The sequence below is a fragment of the Nocardia brasiliensis genome, from assembly GCF_042691675.1.
Lineage (GTDB): Bacteria > Actinomycetota > Actinomycetes > Mycobacteriales > Mycobacteriaceae > Nocardia > Nocardia brasiliensis_D.
This window is the reverse complement of sequence record NZ_CP170507.1, coordinates 7,992,477-8,016,015: the sequence shown is the minus strand read 5'-3', so window position 1 is coordinate 8,016,015 and position 23,539 is coordinate 7,992,477. Positions and strand designations below refer to the sequence as shown.

General features: G+C 68.7%; 24 protein-coding genes and 1 pseudogene. 17 read left to right on the top strand and 8 right to left on the bottom strand.

Annotated features, from left to right (window positions below; all coding sequences use genetic code 11):
* Positions 1–9 precede the first annotated feature (9 nt).
* Positions 10–669 (bottom strand): NADPH-dependent F420 reductase, encoded by a 660-nt coding sequence (locus ACFK0J_RS36950; protein ID WP_378734312.1) that lies wholly within the window; start codon positions 667–669, stop codon positions 10–12.
* Between the two features lie 62 nt (positions 670–731).
* On the opposite strand from ACFK0J_RS36950, the gene ACFK0J_RS36945 reads away from it, so the two are divergent.
* The 3 genes from ACFK0J_RS36945 to ACFK0J_RS36935 all read left to right on the top strand — a co-directional run bounded on the left by ACFK0J_RS36945 (position 732) and on the right by ACFK0J_RS36935 (position 3,312).
* Positions 732–1,169, top strand: a complete 438-nt coding sequence (locus ACFK0J_RS36945; protein ID WP_378734311.1) for a winged helix-turn-helix transcriptional regulator — start codon at positions 732–734, stop codon at positions 1,167–1,169.
* Positions 1,170–1,390: 221 nt separating this feature from the next.
* A complete protein-coding gene (locus tag ACFK0J_RS36940; protein ID WP_378734310.1) occupies positions 1,391–2,626 on the top strand; it encodes a sensor histidine kinase in 1,236 nt (411 codons plus the stop codon).
* On the top strand, positions 2,623–3,312 hold the full coding sequence (locus tag ACFK0J_RS36935; protein WP_069160635.1) for a response regulator transcription factor: 690 nt from the start codon (positions 2,623–2,625) through the stop codon (positions 3,310–3,312). The genes ACFK0J_RS36940 and ACFK0J_RS36935 overlap by 4 nt, the downstream gene beginning before the upstream one ends.
* 195 nt (positions 3,313–3,507) lie before the next feature.
* Here the strand turns inward: ACFK0J_RS36935 and ACFK0J_RS36930 are convergent, their stop codons facing one another.
* Together ACFK0J_RS36930 and ACFK0J_RS36925 are read right to left on the bottom strand one after the other, a co-directional pair.
* Positions 3,508–3,840, bottom strand: coding sequence for a hypothetical protein (locus tag ACFK0J_RS36930; RefSeq protein WP_378734309.1), 333 nt, complete (start codon positions 3,838–3,840; stop codon positions 3,508–3,510).
* 78 nt (positions 3,841–3,918) lie between these two features.
* Entirely contained in the window at positions 3,919–4,731 is an 813-nt protein-coding gene (locus ACFK0J_RS36925; protein WP_378743285.1) for a hypothetical protein, read from the bottom strand.
* Positions 4,732–4,850: 119 nt separating this feature from the next.
* Between ACFK0J_RS36925 and ACFK0J_RS36920 the strand changes: the two genes are divergently transcribed.
* From ACFK0J_RS36920 to ACFK0J_RS36880, 9 genes are all read left to right on the top strand, one after another.
* Positions 4,851–5,882: a hypothetical protein gene (locus tag ACFK0J_RS36920; protein ID WP_378734308.1), complete on the top strand. Its 1,032-nt coding sequence runs from the start codon at positions 4,851–4,853 to the stop codon at positions 5,880–5,882.
* Positions 5,879–7,438, top strand: coding sequence for a hypothetical protein (locus ACFK0J_RS36915; protein WP_378734307.1), 1,560 nt, complete (start codon positions 5,879–5,881; stop codon positions 7,436–7,438). Before ACFK0J_RS36920 ends, ACFK0J_RS36915 begins: the two co-directional genes overlap by 4 nt.
* Positions 7,439–7,452: 14 nt before the next feature.
* Positions 7,453–8,364, top strand: a complete 912-nt coding sequence (locus ACFK0J_RS36910) for a sugar phosphate isomerase/epimerase family protein (protein WP_378734306.1) — start codon at positions 7,453–7,455, stop codon at positions 8,362–8,364.
* A 187-nt stretch (positions 8,365–8,551) separates the two neighbouring features.
* Positions 8,552–9,433, top strand: a complete 882-nt coding sequence (locus ACFK0J_RS36905) for a thioesterase family protein (protein ID WP_378734305.1) — start codon at positions 8,552–8,554, stop codon at positions 9,431–9,433.
* Between the two features lie 188 nt (positions 9,434–9,621).
* Positions 9,622–10,464 carry a pyrroline-5-carboxylate reductase gene (gene proC / locus ACFK0J_RS36900; protein ID WP_378734304.1) on the top strand — a complete coding sequence of 281 codons (843 nt, stop codon included), beginning with the start codon at positions 9,622–9,624 and terminating at the stop codon, positions 10,462–10,464.
* A gap of 249 nt (positions 10,465–10,713) precedes the next feature.
* A complete protein-coding gene (locus tag ACFK0J_RS36895; protein ID WP_378734303.1) occupies positions 10,714–10,998 on the top strand; it encodes a helix-turn-helix domain-containing protein in 285 nt (94 codons plus the stop codon).
* 263 nt (positions 10,999–11,261) lie between these two features.
* Entirely contained in the window at positions 11,262–11,363 is a 102-nt protein-coding gene (locus ACFK0J_RS36890; protein ID WP_003402602.1) for a 30S ribosomal protein bS22, read from the top strand.
* A 209-nt stretch (positions 11,364–11,572) separates the two neighbouring features.
* On the top strand, positions 11,573–12,646 hold the full coding sequence (locus tag ACFK0J_RS36885) for an NAD-dependent epimerase/dehydratase family protein (RefSeq protein WP_378743283.1): 1,074 nt from the start codon (positions 11,573–11,575) through the stop codon (positions 12,644–12,646).
* Positions 12,643–13,668: a lysophospholipid acyltransferase family protein gene (locus ACFK0J_RS36880; protein ID WP_378734302.1), complete on the top strand. Its 1,026-nt coding sequence runs from the start codon at positions 12,643–12,645 to the stop codon at positions 13,666–13,668. The genes ACFK0J_RS36885 and ACFK0J_RS36880 overlap by 4 nt, the downstream gene beginning before the upstream one ends.
* Positions 13,669–13,839: 171 nt before the next feature.
* On the opposite strand, the gene ACFK0J_RS36875 is transcribed toward ACFK0J_RS36880, so the two are convergent.
* Positions 13,840–14,832 carry an HAD family hydrolase gene (locus tag ACFK0J_RS36875; RefSeq protein ID WP_378743281.1) on the bottom strand — a complete coding sequence of 331 codons (993 nt, stop codon included), beginning with the start codon at positions 14,830–14,832 and terminating at the stop codon, positions 13,840–13,842.
* A gap of 147 nt (positions 14,833–14,979) precedes the next feature.
* Between ACFK0J_RS36875 and ACFK0J_RS36870 the strand changes: the two genes are divergently transcribed.
* From ACFK0J_RS36870 to ACFK0J_RS36850, 5 genes and pseudogenes are all read left to right on the top strand, one after another.
* A complete protein-coding gene (locus ACFK0J_RS36870) occupies positions 14,980–15,240 on the top strand; it encodes a glutaredoxin family protein (protein ID WP_218471939.1) in 261 nt (86 codons plus the stop codon).
* A gap of 252 nt (positions 15,241–15,492) precedes the next feature.
* Complete coding sequence (locus tag ACFK0J_RS36865) at positions 15,493–16,359, top strand: redox-sensing transcriptional repressor Rex (protein WP_378734301.1); 867 nt, start codon at positions 15,493–15,495, stop codon at positions 16,357–16,359.
* Positions 16,356–17,816 (top strand): annotated as a pseudogene (locus ACFK0J_RS36860) (glutamyl-tRNA reductase); the annotation flags it as partial. The gene ACFK0J_RS36865 and the pseudogene ACFK0J_RS36860, both read left to right, overlap by 4 nt.
* A gap of 50 nt (positions 17,817–17,866) precedes the next feature.
* Positions 17,867–18,961 carry a hydroxymethylbilane synthase gene (gene hemC, locus ACFK0J_RS36855; protein WP_378734300.1) on the top strand — a complete coding sequence of 365 codons (1,095 nt, stop codon included), beginning with the start codon at positions 17,867–17,869 and terminating at the stop codon, positions 18,959–18,961.
* Entirely contained in the window at positions 18,958–20,523 is a 1,566-nt protein-coding gene (locus ACFK0J_RS36850) for a uroporphyrinogen-III synthase (protein WP_378734299.1), read from the top strand. Before hemC ends, ACFK0J_RS36850 begins: the two co-directional genes overlap by 4 nt.
* A 184-nt stretch (positions 20,524–20,707) precedes the next feature.
* Here the strand turns inward: ACFK0J_RS36850 and ACFK0J_RS36845 are convergent, their stop codons facing one another.
* The 4 genes from ACFK0J_RS36845 to ACFK0J_RS36830 form a co-directional block, all read right to left on the bottom strand.
* Positions 20,708–20,866 (bottom strand): hypothetical protein, encoded by a 159-nt coding sequence (locus ACFK0J_RS36845; protein ID WP_378734298.1) that lies wholly within the window; start codon positions 20,864–20,866, stop codon positions 20,708–20,710.
* 191 nt (positions 20,867–21,057) lie between these two features.
* A complete protein-coding gene (locus ACFK0J_RS36840; protein ID WP_378734297.1) occupies positions 21,058–21,330 on the bottom strand; it encodes a hypothetical protein in 273 nt (90 codons plus the stop codon).
* 116 nt (positions 21,331–21,446) lie between these two features.
* Positions 21,447–22,529 carry a tetratricopeptide repeat protein gene (locus tag ACFK0J_RS36835; RefSeq protein WP_378734296.1) on the bottom strand — a complete coding sequence of 361 codons (1,083 nt, stop codon included), beginning with the start codon at positions 22,527–22,529 and terminating at the stop codon, positions 21,447–21,449.
* A 30-nt stretch (positions 22,530–22,559) separates the two neighbouring features.
* Positions 22,560–23,345: a hypothetical protein gene (locus ACFK0J_RS36830; protein ID WP_378734295.1), complete on the bottom strand. Its 786-nt coding sequence runs from the start codon at positions 23,343–23,345 to the stop codon at positions 22,560–22,562.
* Positions 23,346–23,539 lie beyond the last annotated feature (194 nt).

Sequence of the window (23,539 nt, the reverse complement as noted above, 5' to 3'; positions counted from 1 at the left end):
TCCAACTGATCAATCGGCCACGGCGAACGCCGCTTCCAACGGCGGGAAGGTCGCCCGCGCGTCCTGCCCGGCGAACCACAGCCCGACGGTGAACACCGACACCGCCTCCAGGTACTTCGCCCGATGCAGCCCGCCCGCCGAAACCGGTTGCAGCTTCAGGTCTTCGACCAGCGTCGCGACCCGCGCCAGCGCGTCCGGGTCGTCGCCACACAGCGGCACCGCGAGCCGGCGCTCCTCGAATACTCGGGTATCGCCGGCCCAGACCTCGGCCGCGCACACATTGAATGCCTTCACCACGTGCGCGCCCGGTGCGCCTGCCGCAACCCGCTCGGCGACAGCGTCTTCCGCCAGCACGAAGGCCGTCGCGCCCTCGGGTGCGGCGGTGTCCGGTTCGAAGGCGTTGGTGCAGTCGATGACCGTCCGCCCGGCGAGCAACCCGCCGACCGCGCGCAGCACCTCCGCCAGCGCGCCGACCGGCAGCGCGAGCAACACCACGTCGCCGAAGCTCGCGGCGTCGCGGATGGTTCCGGACTTCGCCCCGATGGCAGCCGCCAGTTCATCCGCCGCGGCCGCCGATCTGGCCCCGATGCGGACTTCGTGTCCGGCCGCGGCCCAGCCGCCTCCCAGCGCCCGCGCCATCGCACCCGCACCGATGATTCCGATTCGCATATCCACTCCTAGCTCGGTACTTCTTCGGTACCGACGCTAGGAAGTTCGATAGGCACCTACGGGTGCGCGATACCGCTGGCATGCTGGAATCCATGACCGCCGTGCACGCCGAGCCGATCACCGCCGAACGGGTGGAGTTCGCGCCCTACGGCGATTTCGAATCCGACTGCCCGGCCCGGATGGGTGTCGACGTGTTCGGCAACTCGTGGCTACCCGTGGTCGTCTACCTGCTGCGCGAAGGCCCGATGCGCCCCAGCGATCTGCGCGCCGCCATCGGTGGCATCAGTCAGAAGATGCTCACGCAGACCCTGCGCCGGATGGAACGGATGACCCTGATCGAACGGCACCGCTACGCCGAAGCCCCGCCCCGCGTCGAATACGAACTGACCGAAGCGGGCCGAGATCTCCTCACCCCCATCTACGCCCTCGGCGATTGGGTCGACAAGCACGGCCGCGCGGTCGGCGCGGGCCTGGCCGGACCAGCCGACGAAGACGACTGATCGGTCAGCACACGGGCTACTCACGGGTCCTGGCTAACGCACACCACACCCCCCGGTAGACAGCCAACGGGACAATTGCGACACTTGCGTCCGGCCTGGCGACCCAGCTAGGCGTAACAGGACGTAAACGGTGGGCTAACGGGGCCAGAAGTGGCCATGACCTGCACGAAACATCGCGTACCCGGAGTTTGTTGCGTCCTTCACGACCGTACGATTCAAGTGTGAGTGTTCCGCAAGCCGTGCTACTGGCAGTCCTTGCGGCTGTCGTAGGGCTGGCAGTCGGCGGGCTACTTATCCCCTATATGAACGCCAGGCAAGCCGCCCGCAGGCAGGCCGACTCCGGCCTGACGATGTCTCAGGTCCTCGATCTGATCGTGCTCGCGTCGGAGAGCGGCATCGCGGTGGTCGACGAGTACCGCGACGTGGTGCTGGTGAACCCGCGCGCCGAGGAACTCGGCCTGGTCCGCAACCGCCTGCTGGACGAGCGCGCCTGGGCCGCGGTGGAGAAGGTGCTGGCCACCGGCGAGTCCGCCGAGTTCGACCTCACCGCCAAGAACCCGGTGCCCGGCCGTGGCCGCATCGCCGTGCGCGGTGTGGCCCGCCAGCTATCGCGTGAGGACACCAACTTCACGGTGCTCTTCGCCGACGACGATTCCGAGCAGGCCCGGATGGAGGCCACCCGCCGGGACTTCGTCGCCAACGTCAGCCACGAGCTCAAGACGCCGGTCGGCGCGATGAGCCTGCTGGCCGAGGCGATGCTCGAATCCGCGGAGGATCCGGAGGCGGTGCGCCACTTCGGGCAGCGCGTGCTCGGCGAATCCCGGCGGCTCGGCAAGATGGTGACCGAACTCATCGCGCTGTCCCGATTGCAGGGCGCGGAGAAGCTGCCCGAACTCGAGGTGGTCGACGTGGACACCGTCGTGATGCAGGCAGTCGACCGCTCGCGCACCGCCGCCGAGGCCGCGGGGATCACCGTCAGCACCGATCGGCCCAGCGGGCTCGAAGTGCTCGGTGACGAAACCTTGCTGGTCACAGCCCTGTCCAACCTGGTGGAGAACGCGATAGCGTACTCACCGGCCGGTTCACATGTGTCGGTCAGCCGGTCATTACGTGGCGACCATGTGGCGATGGCCGTGACCGACCGCGGCATCGGCATCGCCAAAGAAGACCAAGAGCGGGTGTTCGAACGTTTCTTCCGGTCCGATAAGGCCCGCTCGCGCGCCACCGGCGGTACCGGGCTCGGCCTGGCTATCGTCAAGCACGTGGCCGCCAACCACAACGGTGAGATCACCCTGTGGAGCAAGCTGGGCACCGGTTCGACGTTCACCCTGCGAATACCTGCCCACCTCGAGGCCGACGGAGAAGAGGATTCCGCCGGTCCGACGGTGAGCATGAGAGAAACAAGCCCGCGCCCCCCGGGGCCGGGCCGACCCAATGGTGTGGAGGCACGCAGATGACGAGTGTGTTGATCGTCGAGGATGAGGAGTCGCTGGCCGATCCGCTCGCGTTCCTGCTGCGCAAGGAGGGTTTCGAGGTCACCGTTGTCGGTGACGGACCGTCCGCGCTCGCCGAGTTCGATCGGTCCGGTGCGGACATCGTGCTGCTCGATCTCATGCTGCCAGGCATGAGCGGCACGGATGTGTGCAAGCAGTTGCGCACCCGCAGCGGCGTACCGGTGATCATGGTGACGGCAAGGGACAGCGAGATCGACAAGGTGGTCGGGCTGGAGCTCGGCGCCGACGACTATGTGACCAAGCCGTACTCGGCGCGCGAACTGATCGCGCGCATTCGGGCCGTGCTGCGCCGCGGCGCGGGCGACGAGCTGGACGGCACCAACGAGAGCGGCGTGCTGGAAGCGGGCCCCGTCCGGATGGACGTGGACCGCCACACCGTGCTGGTGAACGGCAAGCCGGTGACGCTGCCGCTCAAGGAATTCGACCTGCTCGAATACCTGCTGCGCAACTCCGGCCGGGTGCTCACCCGTGGCCAGCTGATCGATCGCGTCTGGGGCGCCGACTACGTCGGTGACACCAAAACCCTTGACGTGCACGTGAAGCGCCTGCGCTCCAAGATCGAGGCCGACCCGGCCAAGCCGGAACACCTGGTCACCGTTCGCGGACTGGGCTACAAACTGGAGGCGTGACGCCATGTGCTCACGAAACTCGACTACTGATTTCGTGAGCACATGGGTAACTCGTCGGGCACTGGCGAACTAGCCGGGCAATTCCGCCGCCGGTCGCCGACGTTCACTGTCGCGGCACTCGAGTCCGGCCTGAAGACGCGGAGAGGCGGGGCAGCCGAGGGCGCGACGCCCTCGGCCGTTCGTTGTCCGCTGACGTCAGGGCAGGTAGGTCCAGGTGGGGCCGACGCCGGGGACGTCGATCTTGCGCAAGGTGATCCAGCCGAGGGCGTCTTCCTGCATGCAGTCGTAGACATCGGCCGCGCTGGTGCCGCGGCAGGCGATGGTGTTGTTGACCCCGTACGGGCTCATGATCACGTTCTTGCCCGCCGCGGCGGCGCCGATCGCCTCGGGAGTATTGGCGGGCACGAAGTCCGCGGTGAAGTCGGCGTACTTGGCGGGATCACCGTTGGGTTCGGCGTGCGCGATGGCGGGGAAACAGAGTGCGGCGCCGATCGAAACGGCCGCCAGGGTCAACACTTTCTTGGACATGACCGCACATCAAACCGCAAACAAGTGAAGTTCGCATGCCGCCGAGGTGAACGCGATGCAATCCCTCATACCGAGGGCTCAGGCGGTCGCGGAGTCGTGCATCCGGTTCGCGTGCACCGTCGCCGGATGAATTGCGATGAGGCCGAGGCCTTCTCGGCGTCGACAATGTCTGGCCAGTTCCTCGTAGGCGGGAGCGCCCAACAATTCTTTGAGTTCCGGACCGTAGGACTGCCACACGGGACGCGTGCCCACATGTGCGTCGGGCGAACCGGAGCAGTACCAATCCAGGTCCGCGCCGCCCGGACCCCAACCGCGGCGGTCGTATTCGGTGACGGTGGTGCGCAGGATCTGCACGCCGTCCGGCCGGTCCACCCAATCCTGGGTGCGCCGGATCGGCAGCTGCCAGCACACGTCCGGCTTCACCTCCAGCGGCTCGATGCCGCGGCGCAGCGCCATGGTGTGCAGCGAACAGCCGACGCCGCCTTCGAAGCCGGGCCGGTTGAGGAAGATGCAGGCACCGTCGAAGCGACGGGTGCGCAAGGCGGGCTCGTCCTCCAACTCGTCGAGCTCCAGGTAGCCCTTCTTGGTGACCTTGCCGTTCGCGTCCTGCGCCGCACCCATGAGCTGCCAATCCTCTGGTGTGAGCATTTTCACAGCACTCTGCAGGCGCTTGCGATCGTCCTTGTCGGACAGGAAGGCCCCGTGTGAGCAGCAGCCGTCATCGGGCCGGTCGGACAGGATGCCCTGGCATGCCGGGGTACCGAAGACGCACGTCCATCTCGACAGAAGCCAGGTCAGATCGGCGACGATCAGATGCTCGTCGTTTGCTGGATCGACGAACTCGATCCATTCGCGCGGGAAATCCGGATCGACCTCGGGGCTCGGATCGATCTTCCCCGCTGGTCGGGGCCGGGTCGGGCCACTGGCTGCTGCGCCTACCGTCACACCTCGGAACGCTAACAGTTCAGTCGCCTGGCCTAAAGGGCCGGATCACCCAGTACCGTGTTCTTGTGCGGCTTGGGGTACTCGATGTCGGAAGCAATACCGTCCACCTGCTGGTGGTGGACGCGCATCGGGGTGGTCATCCCATGCCGATGAGCTCGACGAAGGCCGCTTTACGGCTGTCGGAGAACATCGATGCCCAAGGCCGGATCACCGAGGCGGGCGCGCAGCGGCTGATCGCCACCGTCGCCGAATTCGCCAGCATCGCCGAGACTTCCAAATGCGTCGAGCTGATGCCGTTCGCCACCTCCGCGCTGCGCGAGGCGGCCAACTCCGAGGACGTGCTCGGGCGTGTCCGCGCACAGACCGGCGTCGACCTACAGGTGCTCTCCGGTGTCGACGAGGCGCGGCTGACCTTTCTCGCGGTGCGCCGCTGGTTCGGCTGGAGCGCGGGCCGCATCCTCAATCTCGACATCGGCGGCGGCTCGCTGGAAATGTCCAACGGCGGCGACGAGGAACCCGATGTCGCGCTATCGTTGCAACTCGGCGCCGGGCGGCTGACCAGGGAGTGGCTACGCGAGGACCCGCCGGGTAAGCGCCGGATCAACGTGCTGCGCGACTGGCTCGACGCGGAGCTGACGCTGCCGGCGAAACAACTGCTGGACGCGGGTAAACCGGACCTGGCCGTCGGTACCTCGAAGACCTTCCGCTCGCTGGCCAGGCTGACCGGAGCGGCACCCTCGGCGGCGGGCCCTCGGGTGCGTCGTACACTCACCAGCTCAGGTCTGCGCCAACTGATTGCGTTCATCTCCCGGATGACCGCGTCGGACCGTGCAGAATTAGAAGGCGTAAGTTCCGATCGGTCACAGCAATTGGTGGCTGGCGCATTGGTCGCGGAGGCGAGTATGCGGGCACTATCGCTGGAGTCCATCGAGATTTGTCCGTGGGCGCTGCGGGAAGGTCTGATCCTGCGCAAACTGGATACCGACATGAATGGCGGACCCCGGGCGACATGCTTACCGGGCCCGGCAGCCAGCAGTGGCCGCCCGGCGCCCGATAGTGCGGTCGCGCTGGGGCCGATGGGAACGGTTACGTCATGAGTGAGGATTCCAAACAGCTATCGGTCGCCGAGCTGTTGGCCCGCAACGGCCAACAGGGCGCGTCGCCCGCGGGTGGTGGCCGACGCCGCCGCGGTGGCCGCGGCATCTCGGTGGCCGAACTGACGGGTGATATGCCCGCCATCGGCAGCGGCCACTCGTCGCACGCCGCGCCCGACCCCGGAGTGCCCGACGAGCCCGTCTACGAAACACCGGCGTATGAACCTCCCGCGCCGGAACCGGTTTCGTACACACCGCCCGCCCCGGCGCCGGAGCCCTCGTCGTATTCACCGATGTCCGGCCCCATCTCGATGTACGACCCGCTCGCCGCCTACGCCCAGCCCGAGCCGCAGGCCGACCCGCTGCCCGGCCGCTCGAACCGGGTGATGCCGGGCCGGGAGATGCCGGATTCGCGACACGGCGCGCCCGCCGATCCGCTGTCGCCGCGCACTCCGGTCACCGATCTGTACGCGCCGTCGCCCAATCCGTACGCCCCCTCGCCCAACCCCTACGCGCCGTCGCCCAATCCCTATGCGAGCGATCCGGAACCCAGTGCGGCCGCACCGCGCTCCGGTCGCCGACGCCGGTACACCGAGCCGGACGAAGAGACCACCGAAGTGCGGCCGCTCCGCGAGATCGGCAAGCCCGAGCGCAACGGCGCCACCGGCGGCCGGGCCGCCCGGCGCCGCGCGGCCGAGGCCGAGGCCGAAGCCGAGGAGGCCGCACCCGCGACCGCGGCGTGGTCACCGTCGGCGACCGATTTCGAGCCGGAGCCGCCGCCGGAATCGAGAGCTACCGCGCCATGGCCGCCGACGCCGGAGCCACCGCCGGAACCGCAGCGAAGGTCAGCGCAACGCAACGGAGCCCCCGACGGCGGGCTGCCCGCCTGGTCGGCGCGAAGACGCAAACCCGATGCGCCACAACGCAATGACGCGCCGCCGGAGTCGGCGGGCATCTCCACTGCCGCGTGGTCGTTGGCCAGCCAGGACCAGCAGCTCGTTTCCGGCCAGACGGTGGCGGGCGACCTGCTCCGGGACGGTGTCGAGCGGGCCGAACGCGCGGGTGCCGAACGCGCGGCCGAGCGTGCCGGGCGCGGCAAACGCGGTCGGTCGAAAGGCGATGCGGGCCACGCCCCCGTCGACGAGCTCGACCTGTACGACGGCAAGACCGACTACTTCGAGCCGATCGATCTGGACGCCGAGGACGACGAGCACGAGCCACTCGACGAGGACGAGCAGGCCGACCACGACATGTCGCCGCGCCGTTCCCGGGTGGCGCGCAAGGCGGAGTACGACGCCAACCGCCGCCAGTGGCTGATCCTGGGCGGTCAGAGCACCGGCGCGGCCGTCGCGGGCATGTTGCTGTTCAAGGGTTTCGAGCGGATGTGGGAGATGCTCCCCTGGGTGGCGCTGACCCTGGCGATGATCGTGATTCTCGGCCTGGTGGCGCTGGTGCGGATCCTGCGCCGGACCGACGACGTGCTCAGCACGGTGATCGCGGTAGTCGTAGGCGTCTTCGTCACGCTGGGACCGCTAGCCTTTCTGCTCAGTACGGACTGAGGCAGGGAGCGGCTGTGGGGAATAACGGGCAAGCGGAAGGCGCGTCGGATCGACGGCAGATTCTCGTCGGACTCTCGACGGCGTCGGTGTACCCGCAGAACACCGAGGCGGCGTTCCGGTACGCGGCCGACCTGGGTTACGACGGCGTCGAATTGATGGTCTGGGCCGAACCGGCCAGTCAGAGCATCGCCACTGTGCAGTCCTACGCCCGCAAGTACGACGTGCCGGTGCTCGCGATCCACGCGCCGTGCCTGCTGATCTCGCAGCGGGTCTGGGGCTCGGATCCGGTCGCCAAGCTCGAACGCAGCGTGCACACCGCCGAGGCGCTCGGCGCCCGCACCGTCGTCGTGCATCCGCCGTTCCGCTGGCAGCGCCGCTACGCCGAGAATTTCGCCGCCCAGGTCGCCGAGCTGGAGGAACACAGCCCGGTCATCGTCGCGGTGGAAAACATGTTCCCGATGCGCGCCGATACCTTGTTCGGGCGCGGATCGCGCGCGGTGAAACGGCTCGAGCGGCGCGGCGGGCCCGGCATCGGGCTCACCGCGTTCAGTCCGTCCTACGACCCGACCGATACCGGTTTCCAGCACTACACCCTCGACCTGTCGCACACCGCGACCGCGGGCGCGGACCCGTTGGCGCTGGCCGCCCGGATGGGTCACGGCCTGGCGCACCTGCACCTGGCCGACGGACGCGGTGCCGCGCACGATGAACATCTCGTGCCGGGGGAAGGCACCCAGCCCTGCGTCGAACTGTGCGACACCTTGGTCCGCAACGGTTTTGCCGGTCAGGCCGTCGCCGAGATCAACACCCAGAACGCCCGCACCACCCAGGACCGGGCGGCGATGCTGCACCGCACCCTCGCCTTCGCCCGCCTGCACCTCAACGGCCACACCGCGCCCGCGCCGACCTCTGCCCACCGCGCCTGACGCGAAATCCCAGCGGCACAACAACATCGGTAGCCAGGTGCTGCTGATGTCGCATGCCACCAGGACCTGAGCGCGCCGTCCCGACCGAGGGGAATGCGGACCCGCAGTCGAGTCGTTCTACGCTGTACGAACGCCGCGTACGAGCAACCCTGCCGCCGCCGCGGCCGGTGGAACGACAGGAGTGACGATGACGACGGAGCTGGACCTCGACCAGATCACCGAGACCGATGCCCCGTTCAGCCGGGTGCTCGCGCTGACCGAGCTGCCCGCGACGACCCCCGATACCGGTCACTACCTGGGCAGCATCGACAAGACCTGGACGATCGGCAAGAAGGTGCACGGCGGCACCATGGTCGCCGCCAGCGCGGCGGCGGGCCTGAAGTGGCTGCGCGCGGCCGACCCGGCATTGGCGGGCATGGCGCCGATCGCCGCCAGCTCCGACTTCCTCGGTGCACCGGATCCCGGCGAGGTCGAATACGAGGTGCACATCCGCAAGGTCGGCCGCCAGATCTGCCTCGCCGACGCGAACCTGATCCAGCACGGCCGCACGCTGGTGCGCACCGCGCTCACCTTCGGTCACCTCGACGACGCCGAGCCGCGCTACGCCCAGGAGCACGGCGACATGCCCGTCGAACCACCCGCCGACGCGGTCGGCTACGAACCCGGCTCGGCGATGGGCAGCCTGGTGCACGTCGGCCAGGCCACCGAGCTCTTCATCGATCGGGCGTGGGCCCGGTTCCTCGACGGCGAAAAGGCCGAGCCGCGCCTGCGCCTGTGGATCCGCCCGCGCGCTGCCGACGAGCAGGACCCCGAGGTCGGCATGCTCTTCGCGATGATGAGCGCCGACATGAGCCCGCCGGTTCCGATGAACCTCGGCCAATTCGGCTGGGCCCCCACCGTCCAGATGGCCACCTACCTGCGGCGCAAGCCGGCCCCCGGCTGGCTGCGCATCATCGCCAGCACGCACGAGGTCGGCAATCACCTGTTCGACGAGGACCAACTCGTCCTCGACCACACCGGCGCGGTGGTTGCCCAGAGCCGTCAATTGGCGCTCATCCCGCAGCGCTGAGGCCACTGGCGGCGGCAGGCCGATCGGCACGGGATCTTCGACTCGGTTTTACGGCACGTAACATCTGTTTTCGTGCGCACATGGGTAACACCAGGGGTACCCCCAGAACTTGGCCAAGCACCTGACCGCCGGTCCGCGACGTAACCAGAGCGGCACTGACGACCGGCAAGAAACGCGGAGAGGCGGATATGCGAATTGCGGTGATCGGTGGCGGTCGCATCGGGGAGGCGTTGATCGCGGGCTTGCTCGAATCCGGGCGGCCGGCGAAGGACCTGGTTGTCGTCGAGACCTTTCCGGAGCGGGGCGCGCAGATCGCCGAGCGGTTCGGCGTCCGGGTGACCGACTCGGTGGCCGATGCCGCGGTCGGCGCGGATCTCTTGGTCGTCGCGGTCAAGCCCGCTGATGTCGACGCGGTGATGACCGCACTCGGCAAGGCCGCGCTCGCCGACAACGCGAGCGTCGGCAACGACCGGGACCAGATCCTGGTGTCGCTGGCCGCCGGGGTGCCGACCGCACGGCTGGAGGCGAAGCTGCCCGCCGGTTTCCCGGTGGTGCGGGTGATGCCGAATACGCCGATGCTGGTCGGGCAGGGTATGAGCGTGATCGCGCCGGGTCGCTACGCGCGTCCGCAGCAACTGGAGCTGGTGACCGAGGTGCTCGGCGCGGTCGGCAAGGTGGTGGCCGTCGCGGAGTCGCAGATGGACGCGGTCACCGCGGTCTCGGGTTCCGGGCCCGCCTACTTCTTCCTGGTCGTCGAGGCTCTGGTGGACGCGGGCGTCGGCCTCGGGCTGACCCGCGACGTCGCCACCCAGCTGGTAGTGCAGACGATGGTCGGCTCGGCGGCGCTGCTCGAGGAGTCCGAACAGACCGCGGCCGAGCTGCGTGCCGCTGTCACCTCACCGGCGGGCACCACCGCGGCGGCCGTGCGCGAGCTCGAGCGCGGCGGAATTCGGTCGGCGTTTCTGGAGGCATTGCACGCGGCCAAGCAACGCTCTGCCGAACAGGGCAGTCCGGGCGAGGGCGTCGGATAAGCCCCTGGGGAGCCGCTATGGCAGCCGACCGAGCGCGGCACCCCTGCGGAACAACACCATCGGCAGGTCGTCTCGGGGCACCTTGGAACCGTCGACGCGCACAATCGGAAAAGCTGATTTCTCACTCCCGTCGCAGTAACACCACTGGTCCCGCTAAGCTTCAAGGAGCACGTGCGTGTCTGTTCCGCCGGTGGGGAAGCCGGCGGCGCGGACGTGCCGGAGGTCAATGGTGCAATGATGTCTAACAGGATGTCTGCAAGTAGCTCAGGGAGTTCGAGCGGCTCCGGCCCCTCGAACGCCCGGGCTGGTTCCCGGGCGCAAGGTGGCTCGGGGTCGCAGGGTCAACCCATGCTCGGTGGCACTCAATTCCTCACGGTCGCCGAGGTGGCGAGTCTGATGCGAGTGTCCAAGATGACGGTGTACCGGCTCGTGCATTCCGGTGAGCTGCCCGCGGTGCGGGTAGGTCGTTCGTTCCGGGTGCATGCCAAGGCCGTGCACGACTATCTCGAAACGTCCTACTTCGACGCCGGATGAACGGCTGACTCGCCTGCGCTCGTCCGAGCGTGGACCGTCGACGGACCAGCTCCGGCGACGTTGGATCAGGCGGTTTAGAAGCAAGCTGGACGTGCCGGTACGATAGACCCTCGGTTCGTGTTCGCCCGCCGGTGGCATCGCTTTGTGGTGCCCGGTGGTACCCGGCGGCGCGGACACTGGGCGTGAGGCTTGCCGAGCGACCGGTCAGTTGGCGTACGTGAGTAGCGTGCGCGCCGAGTAGAGAGAACGCGAGGAACAACCCTATGGGTTCTGTGATCAAGAAGCGCCGCAAGCGCATGTCGAAGAAGAAGCACCGCAAGCTGCTTCGCCGCACACGTGTGCAGCGGCGCAAACTCGGCAAGTAAGCGCTGCGCGTCGGCTGGAAGGCCCGTCACCGGTCAGGTGGCGGGCCTTTTCGTTTGAAATATTTAATTTTGAAACCACGCGGTGTATCGGGTGACCGAAGTCATCGTTAGATCCTGGTAAATACCAACGGAACCCGCGAACGCAGCGGCTACCCTAGGAACCGGGGAATAAATGAAATGGGGGCTTGCCAAGGTGGGATGCGGTGCCGGTGGGTTCTGACGCTCGAGACGGACACACGCCGAAGGTCGTGCTGGTCACCGGTGCCAGCCGCTTCTTCGGAGGCAACGTGGTCGCGCGGCTCGCGCAGGATCCCAGCATCGAACGCATCATCGCCGTCGACACCATGACCCCGGCTCGTGAGCTGCAGCGACGCATGGGCCGCGCCGAGTTCGTCCGCGCGGACATCCGAAATCCATTGATCCGCAAGGTGATCGATGGTGGTGCGGTGGATACCGTCGTGCACGCCGCGGTGCTGGCCAGGCCGCCGGCCGGGGCCGCTCGCGCGGTGATGAAGGACCTCAACGTGCTCGGCGCCATGCAATTGTTCGCGGTATGCCAGAAGGCGCCGACGGTGCGCCGGGTCGTCGTGCGTTCCTCCTCCGCCGTATACGGATGCAGCGCAAAGGATCCCGCGAAATTCACCGAGGAAATGAGCGCGCGCACGCCACCACGCGGCGCGTTCGCGCGCGACATGATCGAAATCGAAGGTTTCGTTCGCGGGCTCGCGCGACGCCGTCCGGATATCGCCGCGTCTATTTTGCGTTTGGCGCCGATCGTCGGGCCGCGGCTGGCGAGCCGTGGCATGCAGTATCTCCGTTCGCCGATCACGCCGACGGTATTCGGCCGCGACGCGCGGATCCAGCTGCTGCACGAGGAGGACGCGGTCGCGGCGCTCGCGCACGCGGCGCTGGCCGCGGGCGGCGGCACCTACAACATCGCGGGTGACGGTGCGCTGGCGCTGTCGCAGGCGGTGCGCCGGGCGGGTCGTATCGAACTGCCGGTGCCCTTCGCGCTGTTCCGCACTGCGGGAAGGGTGCTGATGGGTCCGGTGATGCGCGAATTCTCCGGCGAGCAGCTCGACTATTTTCATTTCGGTTGTGGCCTCGACACCACCCGGATGCGTGCCGAACTGGGGTTCGTGCCGCGCTGGACCACGGTGCAGGCCTTCGACGACTTCATCGGGGGCGCAGCGTTGCGGCCCGTGGTCGATCCCGGGTGGATCGACGCCGCAGAAAACAAACTGCTCGGCCTGCTCGGGGCCGGTACGGGAGCACAACAATGAACGACGTAGCGAAAGTGATCCAACTTCACGACGTGCAGGACGAGGCGCGTCCGCGCCCGACCGCCCGGCGCTGGCCGGAACATGTGCAGGGCGAAGCGCCCAGCCCGGTGACTTCGCTGACCGAGCGGTTGGCGGCCGCCGAACCTCCTGTGCCGCAGTCGTTGTCGGACCTGGTGCGCGGCGCGCTCGGCAAACAGATCGGCAAGACCGCCGACTTCGCCCGGCGCCGGCTCACCGGCGATTACCAGGTGGACGAATTCGGTTTCGACGAACACCTGCTCGAGTCGGTCATCCTGCCCGCGCTGCGGCCGCTGTCGGAGCTGTGGTTCCGGGTGCAGGTCAGCGGGATGGAGAACATCCCGGAGGCGGGCGGCGCGCTCATCGTGGCCAACCACGCGGGCACCGTGCCGCTGGACGGACTGATGCTGCAACTGGCCATCCACGACCGGCACCCGAAGCAGCGGGCGCTGCGCCTGCTGGCCGCCGACCTGATCTTCGAGATGCCGGTGCTCGGCGTGCTCGCCCGCAAGGCCGGGCACACGCTGGCCTGCCGCGAGGACGCCGAACGGCTGCTGCGCTCCGGCGAACTCACGGGTGTCTTCCCGGAGGGCTTCAAGGGCGTCGGCAAGCAGTTCTCCGACCGCTACAAGCTGCAGCGGTTCGGCCGCGGCGGTTTCGTGGCCGCGGCGGTGCGCACCGGCGTGCCGATCATCCCGTGCTCCATCGTCGGTTCCGAGGAGATCTACCCCAAACTGGCCGATCTACAGCCGCTGGCCCGGTTGCTCGGCCTGCCGTACTTCCCGGTGACGCCGCTGTTCCCGCTGCTCGGCCCGCTCGGCGCGGTGCCGCTGCCGTCGAAGTGGTACATCGAATTCGGCGCCCCGATCCCGACCACCGGCTACGAGCCGGAGGCCGCCGACGACCCGATGACCATGTTCGAGGTCACCGACCAGGTCCGCGAAACCATCCAGTCGACGCTCTACAAGCTGCTCACCAAGCGCCGCAACCCGTTCACGGGCTGACCCGCTCGGCCACCCCGGCTCGTTCCGCGAACGGAGTCCACGCACCCGTCGTCCCGGCGAACGCCGGGCACCAGTCGGTAAACCCCTCGGCCGCATTGGTTTCCGGCGTTCGCCGGGCCGACGGGTGCACCTCCGCCGATCAGTCGGCGGCCATTCGACTCGCTTCGACGCTCAGTGGTCGCGGCGGCGCGTTACCGCGGCCGCGACGGCGCCACCGGCCGCGCCCAGCGCCAAGGCCGTCGGCACGCCGATCTTCGCGGCCTTGCGGCCGGTGCGGAAATCGCGGATCTCCCAGCCCCGGTTCTTGGCCACCTCACGCAGGTCCGAATCCGGGTTGATGGCGACCGCGGTGCCGACCAGCGACAGCATCGGCACGTCGTTGTGACTGTCCGAGTACGCGGTACAACGCTTGAGGTTCAACCCTTCTCGGATCGCCAGCGTGCGCACCGCGTGCGCCTTGCCGAGTCCGTGCAGGATGTCGCCGACCAGTCGGCCGGTGAATTTGCCGTCCACGCTTTCGGCCACCGTGCCGAGCGCGCCGGTGAGCCCGAGCCGCTTGGCGATCACCTGCGCCAGCTCCACCGGCGTCGCGGTGACCAGCCAGACCTGCTGGCCCGCGTCCAGGTGCATCTGCGCGAGAGCCCTTGTGCCCGGCCAGATCTTGTCGGCGATGATCTCGTCGTAGATCTCCTCGCCCAACGCGGCCAGCTCGGCGGTGGAGCGTCCGGCGATGAACGCCAGCGCCTTCTCCTTGCCGCTGACCATGTCGGAACTGTTCTCCCGCCCGGTGACCCGGAACTTGACCTGCTTCCAGGCGACGTCCACCAGGTCGGCGGTCTTGAAGTACTTGCGCGCGGCCAGACCTCGGGCGAAGTGCACGATCGAGGCGCCCTGCACCATGGTGTTGTCCACGTCGAAGAACGCCGCCGCGGTCAGGTCGCGCGGCACCTCGGGGCCGGTCTTGTCCGGCTCCGCGGCCGCCAATTCCGCGTCGTGCAGCGACAATGCGGCGTCCGCGCTGGCCTCGCCCGCCAGGTTGGCCCGCAGCTCTTCCTCGCTCGGACCGAATGGGCTACGCGGGATGCGCGCAAGCTGATCCTGCAGACCCTGACCGATCGGGCCCAGATTCCACCGTGCCGGAAACTCGCCGAATCGTCCCGCGATGAATCCGGCCCTTGCGACCTTCGATCGTTCCGGCACCAGTACCTCCGCCCGTCGCGCGAACCACGTCCACAGTAACCGGGCCGGGTGACAGTCATCGCAGGACCTGGCAGACCGATTCGGGCGTGGCGAGGGGATTTAATATCCGCCATGACCAATCCCACACATTCGGTGACGCTGTTGACCAGATCCGGCTGTGGCCTGTGCGCCACCGCGCTGGACCAGCTGCGGGTGATCTGCGCCGAGTTCGGCATCGAGCCGGCGACGCTGGATGTCGACGCGGCCGCCGACACCGATCCTGGCCTGCGCGCGGAGTTCGGTGACCGGTTGCCGGTAGTGCTGCTCGACGGCCGTGAGCACAGCTATTTCGATGTCGACGAGGCCCGATTGCGGGCCGACCTGAGACGCTGACCGGTAGCGATGACTGTCCGATTCGGCCGCACCGCTGGTCGCGACGGAAAATGAGGCCAATTTCACCGACTTTGTGAAGGGCTGCACAAGCAGTTACGGTGGTGGCACGCGGACCCGCTTGCCGAGGCTGCGGGCCCACCGCGTAAAGACACCCAGCATTCCGACACTTCGACCATGGCACCGGACCGTCCCGGGCCAGAGGTCCAGCGACGAACACCGAACCCGATCGGGCCGGAACGAGGAGCCGACGACGTGACAGAGCAGCATGAGGCGCCGGGCGGCGTCTCCGGCAGGGCTCTGCAGAAGGACATCCCGCAGGCCACCGTCGCACGGCTGGCGACCTATCTCCGGGTCCTCGCCACCTTGGCCGACGAGGGTGTTGCCATCGTATCGAGTGAGGAACTCGCTGTCGCGGCGGGTGTCAATTCGGCCAAGTTGCGCAAGGATCTCTCCTTCCTCGGACCCAATGGCGTACGGGGTGTCGGCTATGACGTAGCCAGGCTGCGGGCCAGGATCGAAGATGTGCTCGGCCTGTCGCAGGGACACCGCGTGGTGCTCGTCGGCGCCGGGAATCTCGGCCGGGCCCTGGTCGGCTACGGCGGGTTCCAGCGGCGTGGCTTCACCGTGGTCGGCATCTTCGACAATCACCCCGAGGTGATCGGCCTTCCGGTCGCCGGCCTGGTGGTCCGCGATGTCGCCGGGTTGGCCGAGGCGGTCGCCGCGCTCGAGCCGACCATCGCCGTCATCACCGTTCCCGACGACGCGGCCCAGGACGCCTGCGACCGACTGGTCGCCGCCGGGCTGCAGTCCATTCTGAGCTTCGCGCCCTGCGAGCTGGTCGCGCCCGCCACCGTCGAGGTGCGCCGGGTGGATCTCGCGGTCGAACTGCAGATGCTGTCGTTCGAGCGAGTGCGCAACGCGGACAACGCATCCGAGGCGACCACGGCGCAAGCTGTGCCCGAAGTGGCGCGCCCCGTTTCCAGCCGGATCAGCCACCGCGCGCCCACCGCGCACACCTCGGCGGTCCATCAGGCACTCAAGCATTCGGCAGCCGCGCATACGGCGTCCTCGCACACGGCAACGGAGCCAAGCAGCAAGGGATCGGTGGTTAGTCCATGAGCGTTCTTTTGGTCGGGATCTCGCACCGGAGTGCGCCCGTCTCGGTTTTGGAGAAGGTGGCCATCACCGATGCCGACCGACCCAAGCTGATCGACCGCATGCTGACCTCCAGCCATGTGTCCGAGGCGATGATCGTCTCCACCTGCAACCGCGTCGAGGTCTACGCCGTAGTCGACGCCTTCCACGGCGGTCTGGCCGAGGTCGGCGACCTGCTCACCAAGCATTCCGGGCTGCCGCTGCCCGACCTGACCAAGCACGCCTACGTCCGCTACAGCGAGGCCGCCGCCGAGCATCTGTTCGCGGTGGCCAGCGGGCTGGATTCGATGGTGATCGGCGAGCAGCAGGTGCTCAGCCAGATCCGCGGCGCCTACGCCTCCGCCGACGCCCAGCAGGCGGTCGGCCGGACCCTGCACGAACTGGCCCAGCACGCATTGCGGGTGGGCAAGCGCGTGCATTCGGAGACCGGCATCGACCGGGCCGGCGCCTCGGTGGTGTCGGTCGCGCTGGATCGAGCCCAGCAGGTGCTGGGGGCGGCAGCGACGGGCCCGGAGGAGGCAGCCCGCGTAACCACGGAGGGCCCCACTGCAGCCCCCAGTGTAAACAGCGCGCTGGTCGGCCGGACCGCGGTCGTGGTCGGCGCAGGTGCGATGGGCGGCCTTGCGGTTGCCCATCTTTCGCGCGCCGGGATCGGCCGGATCATCGTCGTCAACCGCACCATCGCGCGGGCGAAGCGGCTGGCCGAGACCGCGGGCACGCACGGCGTGGCCGCGACGGCGATGGAACTCTCTCGGCTGACCGAGGCGATGGCGGCGGCCGACGTGGTCGTCACCTGTACCGGCGCGGTCGGCAACGTGGTGACGCTGGCCGACACCCACCGGGCCTTGACCGAGCGTGAACGCCGCACCGAATTCGCCACCGCGGAACGGCCGTTGGTGTTCTGCGACCTCGGCCTGCCCCGCGACGTCGAGCACGCCGTCGCCGGACTCCCCGGCGTCACGGTCATCGACATCGAGACCTTGCAGCGCGATCCGGCCGCGGGCGCGGCCGCCGACGATACCGCCGCAGCCCGCGCGATCGTGGCCGACGAGCTGGCCAAATACCTGACCGGGCAGCGAATGGCCGAGGTCACGCCGACCGTGGCCGCACTGCGCCAGCGCGCCGCCGAGGTGGTCGAAGCCGAACTGCTGCGGCTGGATTCGCGGCTGCCGAGCCTGGCCGATCCGGAACGCGACGAGGTGGCCCGCACGGTCCGCCGGGTGGTCGACAAGCTGCTGCACGCGCCGACGGTGCGGGTCAAGCAGCTGGCCTCCACCCCGGGCGGCGACAGCTACGCCGAGGCCCTGCGCGAGCTGTTCGAGCTGAAGCCGGGTGCGGCGCAAGCGGTCGCGGCGCCGATGGAGATCACCGCGATCGGCGAGCACTCCGGAATGTCGCTCACCGACGCCGACATCGCGCTGGCCGACGACTTCACCGTGGGCCACCGCGGCGAGGAACAGGGACAGACGGCATGACACTCGTGCAGGAAGAGGACAACGTGACGGCAGGCAGCATCCGCGCGCCGTGGCGGATCGGGACTCGCGGCAGTCTGCTCGCGCTCACTCAGGCGGGCACCATCCGCGACGCACTGGTCGCCACCGGGCACGAGGCCGAACTGGTGGTCATCAAGACCGCGGGTGACCTGTCGTCCGAGCCGGTGCAGCAGATCGGCGTCGGCGTGTTCACCTCCGCGCTGCGTGACGAGCTGGCCGCCGGAAACATCGACATCGCGGTGCACTCCTACAAGGACCTGCCGACCGCGCAGGACCCGCGCTTCACCATCGCCGCCATTCCGGCCCGCCAGGATCCGCGCGACGCACTGGTCGCCCGGGACGGACTGGTGCTCGGCGAACTGCCCGCGGGCGCCAAGGTCGGCACCTCCGCCCCGCGCCGCGCGGCGCAGTTGCGTGCGCTCGGCCTCGGCCTGGACATCGTGCCGCTACGCGGCAACCTGGACACTCGCCTGCGCAAGGTCAGCGAGGGTGAGCTCGACGCGGTCGTGGTCGCCAGAGCGGGCCTGGCCAGAATCGACCGGCTCGACGCGGTGACCGAGGCATTGGAGCCGGTGCAGATGCTTCCGGCGCCGGCCCAGGGCGCGCTGGCCGTCGAATGCCGCAGCGACGACGCCGAACTCGTCGAGGTGCTGACCGCGCTGGACGACGCCGCCACCCGCGCGGCGGTCATCGCCGAACGGGCGCTGCTCGGCGAGCTGGAGGCGGGCTGCACCGCGCCGATCGGCGCGCTCGCCGAAGTCGTCGAGTCGATCGACGACGACGGACGGATCTTCGACGAGCTCTCGCTGCGGGCCTGCGCCGCCGCCATCGACGGCTCCGACGTATTGCGCGCTTCCGTGGTCGGTGCGCCCGCGAATGCCGCGGAGCTCGGCCGCGCACTGGCCCGCGAGCTGCTCGACATGGGCGCGCGCGAACTGCTCAGTGTTTCCGAACAGCCCAGCGCTTCCGCGGAGCGCGGCGCTCCCGAACCGGGTACCGGTTCGTCCACACAGGCGGTGAATCCGCCCGCCTCAGACTTCACCCAACCCAGCCCAATGGAGAACAACCAATGAGCGGTCGAGCTACCAAGAAGCATCCCGGTCGGATCCTTTTCGTCGGATCAGGGCCCGGCGACCCGGCGTTGCTCACCGTGCGCGCCCGCGAGGTGATCGGGCGCGCGACGCTCGCGTTCACCGACCCCGACGTCGACAAGGGCGTGCTCGCCCTGATCGGGAACGCGGTCGAGCCCGGCCCCGACGGTGAGCGTCCGGTCGACGTGCGACCCGCCCTCGGCGAGCCCGCCGAGGTGGCGAAGACACTGATCGCCGAGGCCCGCAACGGCCACGACGTGGTCCGCGTCGTCGCCGGCGACCCGTTGACAACCGACTCGGTGATCGCCGAAGTCAACGCGGTGACCCGCTCGCACATGGTGTTCGAAGTGCTGCCCGGCCTGCCCAACGGCTCGGCCGTGCCGAGCTACGCGGGCATCGCGCTCGGCTCCGGACACACCGAGGCCGACGTGCGCGGCGAGGTCGATTGGGCCGCACTCGCCGCTGCCCCCGGACCACTGGTGCTGCACGCGACTTCGGGCCACCTGGCCGAAACCGCGAGCGCCCTGGTGGAACACGGCATGGCGCCGCAGACCCCGGTCGCGGTGACCGTGCGCGGCACCACCCGCCAGCAGCGCACCATCGAGGCCACCTTGGCCACGCTGAACAGCGCCGCCTCCGAGCTGGTCGGCCCGCTGGTGGTGACCATCGGCAAGGTGGTCGCCTCGCGTTCGAAGATGTCCTGGTGGGAGTCGCGCGCCCTGTACGGCTGGACCGTGCTGGTCCCGCGTACCAAGGACCAGGCGGGCGAGATGAGCGAGCGGCTGGTGATGCACGGCGCCATTCCGATGGAGGTGCCGACCATCGCGGTCGAGCCGCCGCGCAGTCCCGCGCAGATGGAACGCGCGGTCAAGGGCCTGGTCGACGGCCGCTACCAGTGGGTGGTGTTCACCTCCACCAACGCGGTGCGTGCGGTGTGGGAGAAGTTCGCCGAATTCGGTTTGGACGCAAGGGCTTTCTCGGGTGTGAAGATCGCCTGCGTCGGCGAGGCCACGGCGGACAAGGTCCGCTCGTTCGGCATCAACCCGGAGCTGGTGCCGAGTGGGGAGCAGTCCTCCGAGGGCCTGCTCGCCGACTTCCCGCCCTACGACGACGTTTTCGACCCGGTGAACCGGGTCCTGCTGCCGCGCGCCGACATTGCCACCGAGACGCTGGCCGAAGGGCTGCGCGACCGCGGCTGGGAAATCGATGACGTCACCGCCTACCGCACCGTGCGTGCCTCGCCGCCGCCCGCGGAGACCCGCGAGATGATCAAGACCGGCGGTTTCGACGCGGTCCTGTTCACCTCGTCCTCCACGGTCCGCAACCTGGTCGGCATCGCGGGCAAGCCGCACGCGCGCACCATCGTGGCGTGTATCGGTCCGAAGACCGCCGAAACGGCCATCGAATTCGGCTTGCGCGTCGACGTGCAGCCCGAGGTCGCCCAGGTCGGCCCGCTGGTCGAGGCGCTCGCCGAACACGCGGCCCGGCTGCGCGCCGAGGGCCTGCTGCCCCCGCCGCGGAAGAAGAGCCGCCGCAGCCGTTGAGCCACCGCAGCCGTTGAGCCACTGCCCGTACCGAACTCGGTACGGGCAGTGTGTTTTTCACCGGTCCGGCGTCGATATCGATTGTCCGGCAACGAATCACCTGCCATCGATGTCGTTGCCCGTAGAACTTCCGGCATCTCATCTGTTTTGGTCGGCGCTAACTTGACCTGGCGCAGTAGCGCGATCAACAGAGGAAGTTGGTTTCGATGAAACGATCGATAATGCAAGTCGTCACGGCAACGGCCGCCGCCTCGGTCATCGTATTGTCCGGCAGCGCCGCGGCTTCGGCGGCGCCGGGGTTGCCGTTGGAGGCCGCGGCACCGTCGGCGGTGAGCACGTCCACGATCGGCACGTCCACGGGCAGTGCGACCGGTTCGGCGCACGCGTTGTCCGCGATCGGCCGTGGTCTGGCGTGCCTGTTCAAGACCCTGTCCGGTGGAACCGCCCAGGTTTGTACCGTTCAGAGCGTGTAGTAACCCGGACCGACGGTTTCCCGTGGCAGGATTCCGTCGGTCCGGTCTCGTCTGGTGCGCCTCAGTACCGCTTGCGCATCAAGGTCCGCACCATGTTGCAGGTGGTGTCGGACGGTGGGCGGATGCCGACGACCTCGGCGGTGTGCCGGATGCGCTTGTTGTTGGCGGTACTCGGGTTGTAGACGCCCGAATCCAGCAGCGCGATGGTCAGGCGCATCGCCTTGAGTTTCCGGTTGTGCCGGACGTACCAGGAGCGCGGGCGCCCCGCGGGTAGTGGTTTCTTCTCCAGCGGTGCGTAGGGACGATCGATGAGGACGGTCTTCGTCGCGGGCACAGGCTTCCCTCCCGTTGCGATCGGGGACTCGGCGAATCCCCTCGAACACTTCTTCGATTATACCGCCGGGCACCGACAAAAACCGCTGGCCGCAAGGGTTTTGGCGACCGCGATCGTCAGATGTCGTGCAGCACTTGCAGCGACTGCGGATGACCGAGCGCGGCGGCGCGTTCCAGCCAGTGCCTGGCTTCCTGCTGGGCCGGTGTCCGCCCGGTGGCGATCGCGGTAGCCGCGCGCAGTACGCCCGGCTCGGTCAGCTCACCGGTGACCGGGTGGACATCCTGCTCACGCAGGAACAGCGCCAGATGGAACATCGAATCCGGATCGCCCGCCTCGGCGCCTCGGCGCAGCCAATGCTCGCCCTCGGCGTCGTCACCGTGATCGAGATGCAGTGAGCCCAGAATGGCCATGGCGTCGGTGCGACCGCGGCGGATGGCCTCGGTGAGCAGCGCGACGGCGCGGCCGGTGTCGCCGCGCCGGGCCACGTAGAGACCCAAAGTTCGCATGGCCGTGGCGTTTCCGGCCTCGGCCGCGCGCTCGTACCACTCTTCGGCCGCCGTACTGTCACCGCGCCGATTGGCGACCACGCCCATGTTGCACAACGCCTCCGGCGATCCGGCCTCGGCGGCGGGGCGCAGCCAGCGCTCCGCCTCGTCGATATTGCCGCGCTCGAGGTGTTGCAAGCCGAGTTGGACGTCCGCGCCAGGACAACCCGCGGCGACGGCCGTCTCCAGCCAGCGCACCGCCTCGGCGATCCGGCCGTGCGCGCCGAGCAGCACGCCGAGGTCGGCCATGGCGGTGGCGCTGCCGCGCTCGGCGGCGCGGCGGAACCAGTGCTCGGTGCCGGCCAGATCGTCCGTGTCCCGCAGCAGGTGTGCGAGCTGCTCCATGGCACCGACATCACCACGCTCGGCGATGGCCCGGAGCGTCTCGATCCGGCGTTCCTGCGCGGTGGGTGCCGGGTCGGGCCGCGGGTCGCGGAACAGCTGCAAGCCGATCGGATCCACCGGATGCTCGTCGTCGGGTAGCTCGCCGCGTTCCCGGTCGGCGATGGATTCGTTCCATTCGGCGAAGCGCTCGTCGTCGGGCCCGATGGCGACCATGCCGTGGGCGATCGTGCCGTCGGGCTGTTTGCCCTGCCACGGGATCAGCAGCCGTCCGTCGGGCAGCCGACGGGCACCGAGCGGCGGCGGCGTCATCGGCGCTTGTTCCTGCTCATCGCGGACCTCTCAGGCCGGATCGGGGGTGCCATGCCGATAGCCGTTGGCGTCGGCATAGCCGGCGAGTTGGGATTCGTAGCTGCTGAGGCTGTCGAGCAGCCAGGTGTCTCCAGTGTCCTTGACGACCACGATCGGTCCCTTGGTACCCGGAGCGAGCGCGGGTGGGGTGCCGTCGGCATACCAGGACGTGGTGGACCAGGGGAAGACGAACGCCCAGCCGACATCGGAAACGTGCCCCTGCGGCCCGAGCTGGAACGGATCGGCCGGGGTCGCGAACCGCTCGCTGTGCTGGGCGAGCAGGTGCCGGGCGCTGTTGCGGGCGACCCGTATATCCATCGGTCCGGTCGTGGTGTTCGGGAACGGCAGCGTCGCGTCGGGCATCGCCCGCAGTTGTCGCCCCGCGGCGGCCGATACCTGGCACGGTCTGCTCTGCAGGCGCAGGAAGATGGTGTGCGCGGTGTCCGAGAAGCGCAGCTGCACAGTGGCGTCCTCGGTGTGCCCGACCAGATGTCTGCCCAGGCTCTGGGTCATTTCGCGCTCGTCCGGTGTCATGCCGAGCTGGTCGAAGGCGCGCCGCGCCACCGTCATCAACTCTGGCTCGGCCAGTTGCCGTGCGATGAACTCGACCCGGAAGATCTGCCCGCTGCCGTCGGCGGCCCGCCACGAGCGCAGCGTCGTCTCCGGTGGTGTGAGTCCACCGGTGAGCACCGGCCACCAGTCCGATAGCAGTACCGCCACCCACGACTCGAAGTCGGCGGCTCGGGCCAGCGAGATTTCGGTGTGCGGTTCGGTCATGCTGTCCCCCAGGGGGTCTCGCCCTCCTGTCGGAGTATGCGCCATCGGCCCGCATGACAGGTGTGATTTCACGCACCGTTACTGTCCGCGCGGGGTTTCGCGGCTCTCGATCGTGTCGGTTCGACCGTGCTTTCGACGGCAGCGCACTACTGTCGGGCGAAACAGCCCGCGCCACGACCAGGGCGCGAGCGCTC

Bases quoted from the DNA above. Each gene is read 5' to 3' on its own strand.
- ACFK0J_RS36950 (WP_378734312.1), bottom strand. From the start codon at position 669: ATGCGAATCGGAATCATCGGTGCGGGTGCGATGGCGCGGGCGCTGGGA.
- ACFK0J_RS36935 (WP_069160635.1), top strand. From the start codon at position 2,623: ATGACGAGTGTGTTGATCGTCGAGGATGAGGAGTCGCTGGCCGATCCG.
- ACFK0J_RS36930 (WP_378734309.1), bottom strand. From the start codon at position 3,840: ATGTCCAAGAAAGTGTTGACCCTGGCGGCCGTTTCGATCGGCGCCGCA.
- ACFK0J_RS36915 (WP_378734307.1), top strand. From the start codon at position 5,879: ATGAGTGAGGATTCCAAACAGCTATCGGTCGCCGAGCTGTTGGCCCGC.
- ACFK0J_RS36905 (WP_378734305.1), top strand. From the start codon at position 8,552: ATGACGACGGAGCTGGACCTCGACCAGATCACCGAGACCGATGCCCCG.
- proC (WP_378734304.1), top strand. From the start codon at position 9,622: ATGCGAATTGCGGTGATCGGTGGCGGTCGCATCGGGGAGGCGTTGATC.
- ACFK0J_RS36895 (WP_378734303.1), top strand. From the start codon at position 10,714: ATGTCTGCAAGTAGCTCAGGGAGTTCGAGCGGCTCCGGCCCCTCGAAC.
- ACFK0J_RS36890 (WP_003402602.1), top strand. From the start codon at position 11,262: ATGGGTTCTGTGATCAAGAAGCGCCGCAAGCGCATGTCGAAGAAGAAG.
- ACFK0J_RS36880 (WP_378734302.1), top strand. From the start codon at position 12,643: ATGAACGACGTAGCGAAAGTGATCCAACTTCACGACGTGCAGGACGAG.
- ACFK0J_RS36870 (WP_218471939.1), top strand. From the start codon at position 14,980: ATGACCAATCCCACACATTCGGTGACGCTGTTGACCAGATCCGGCTGT.
- hemC (WP_378734300.1), top strand. From the start codon at position 17,867: ATGACACTCGTGCAGGAAGAGGACAACGTGACGGCAGGCAGCATCCGC.
- ACFK0J_RS36850 (WP_378734299.1), top strand. From the start codon at position 18,958: ATGAGCGGTCGAGCTACCAAGAAGCATCCCGGTCGGATCCTTTTCGTC.
- ACFK0J_RS36835 (WP_378734296.1), bottom strand. From the start codon at position 22,529: ATGACGCCGCCGCCGCTCGGTGCCCGTCGGCTGCCCGACGGACGGCTG.
- ACFK0J_RS36830 (WP_378734295.1), bottom strand. From the start codon at position 23,345: ATGACCGAACCGCACACCGAAATCTCGCTGGCCCGAGCCGCCGACTTC.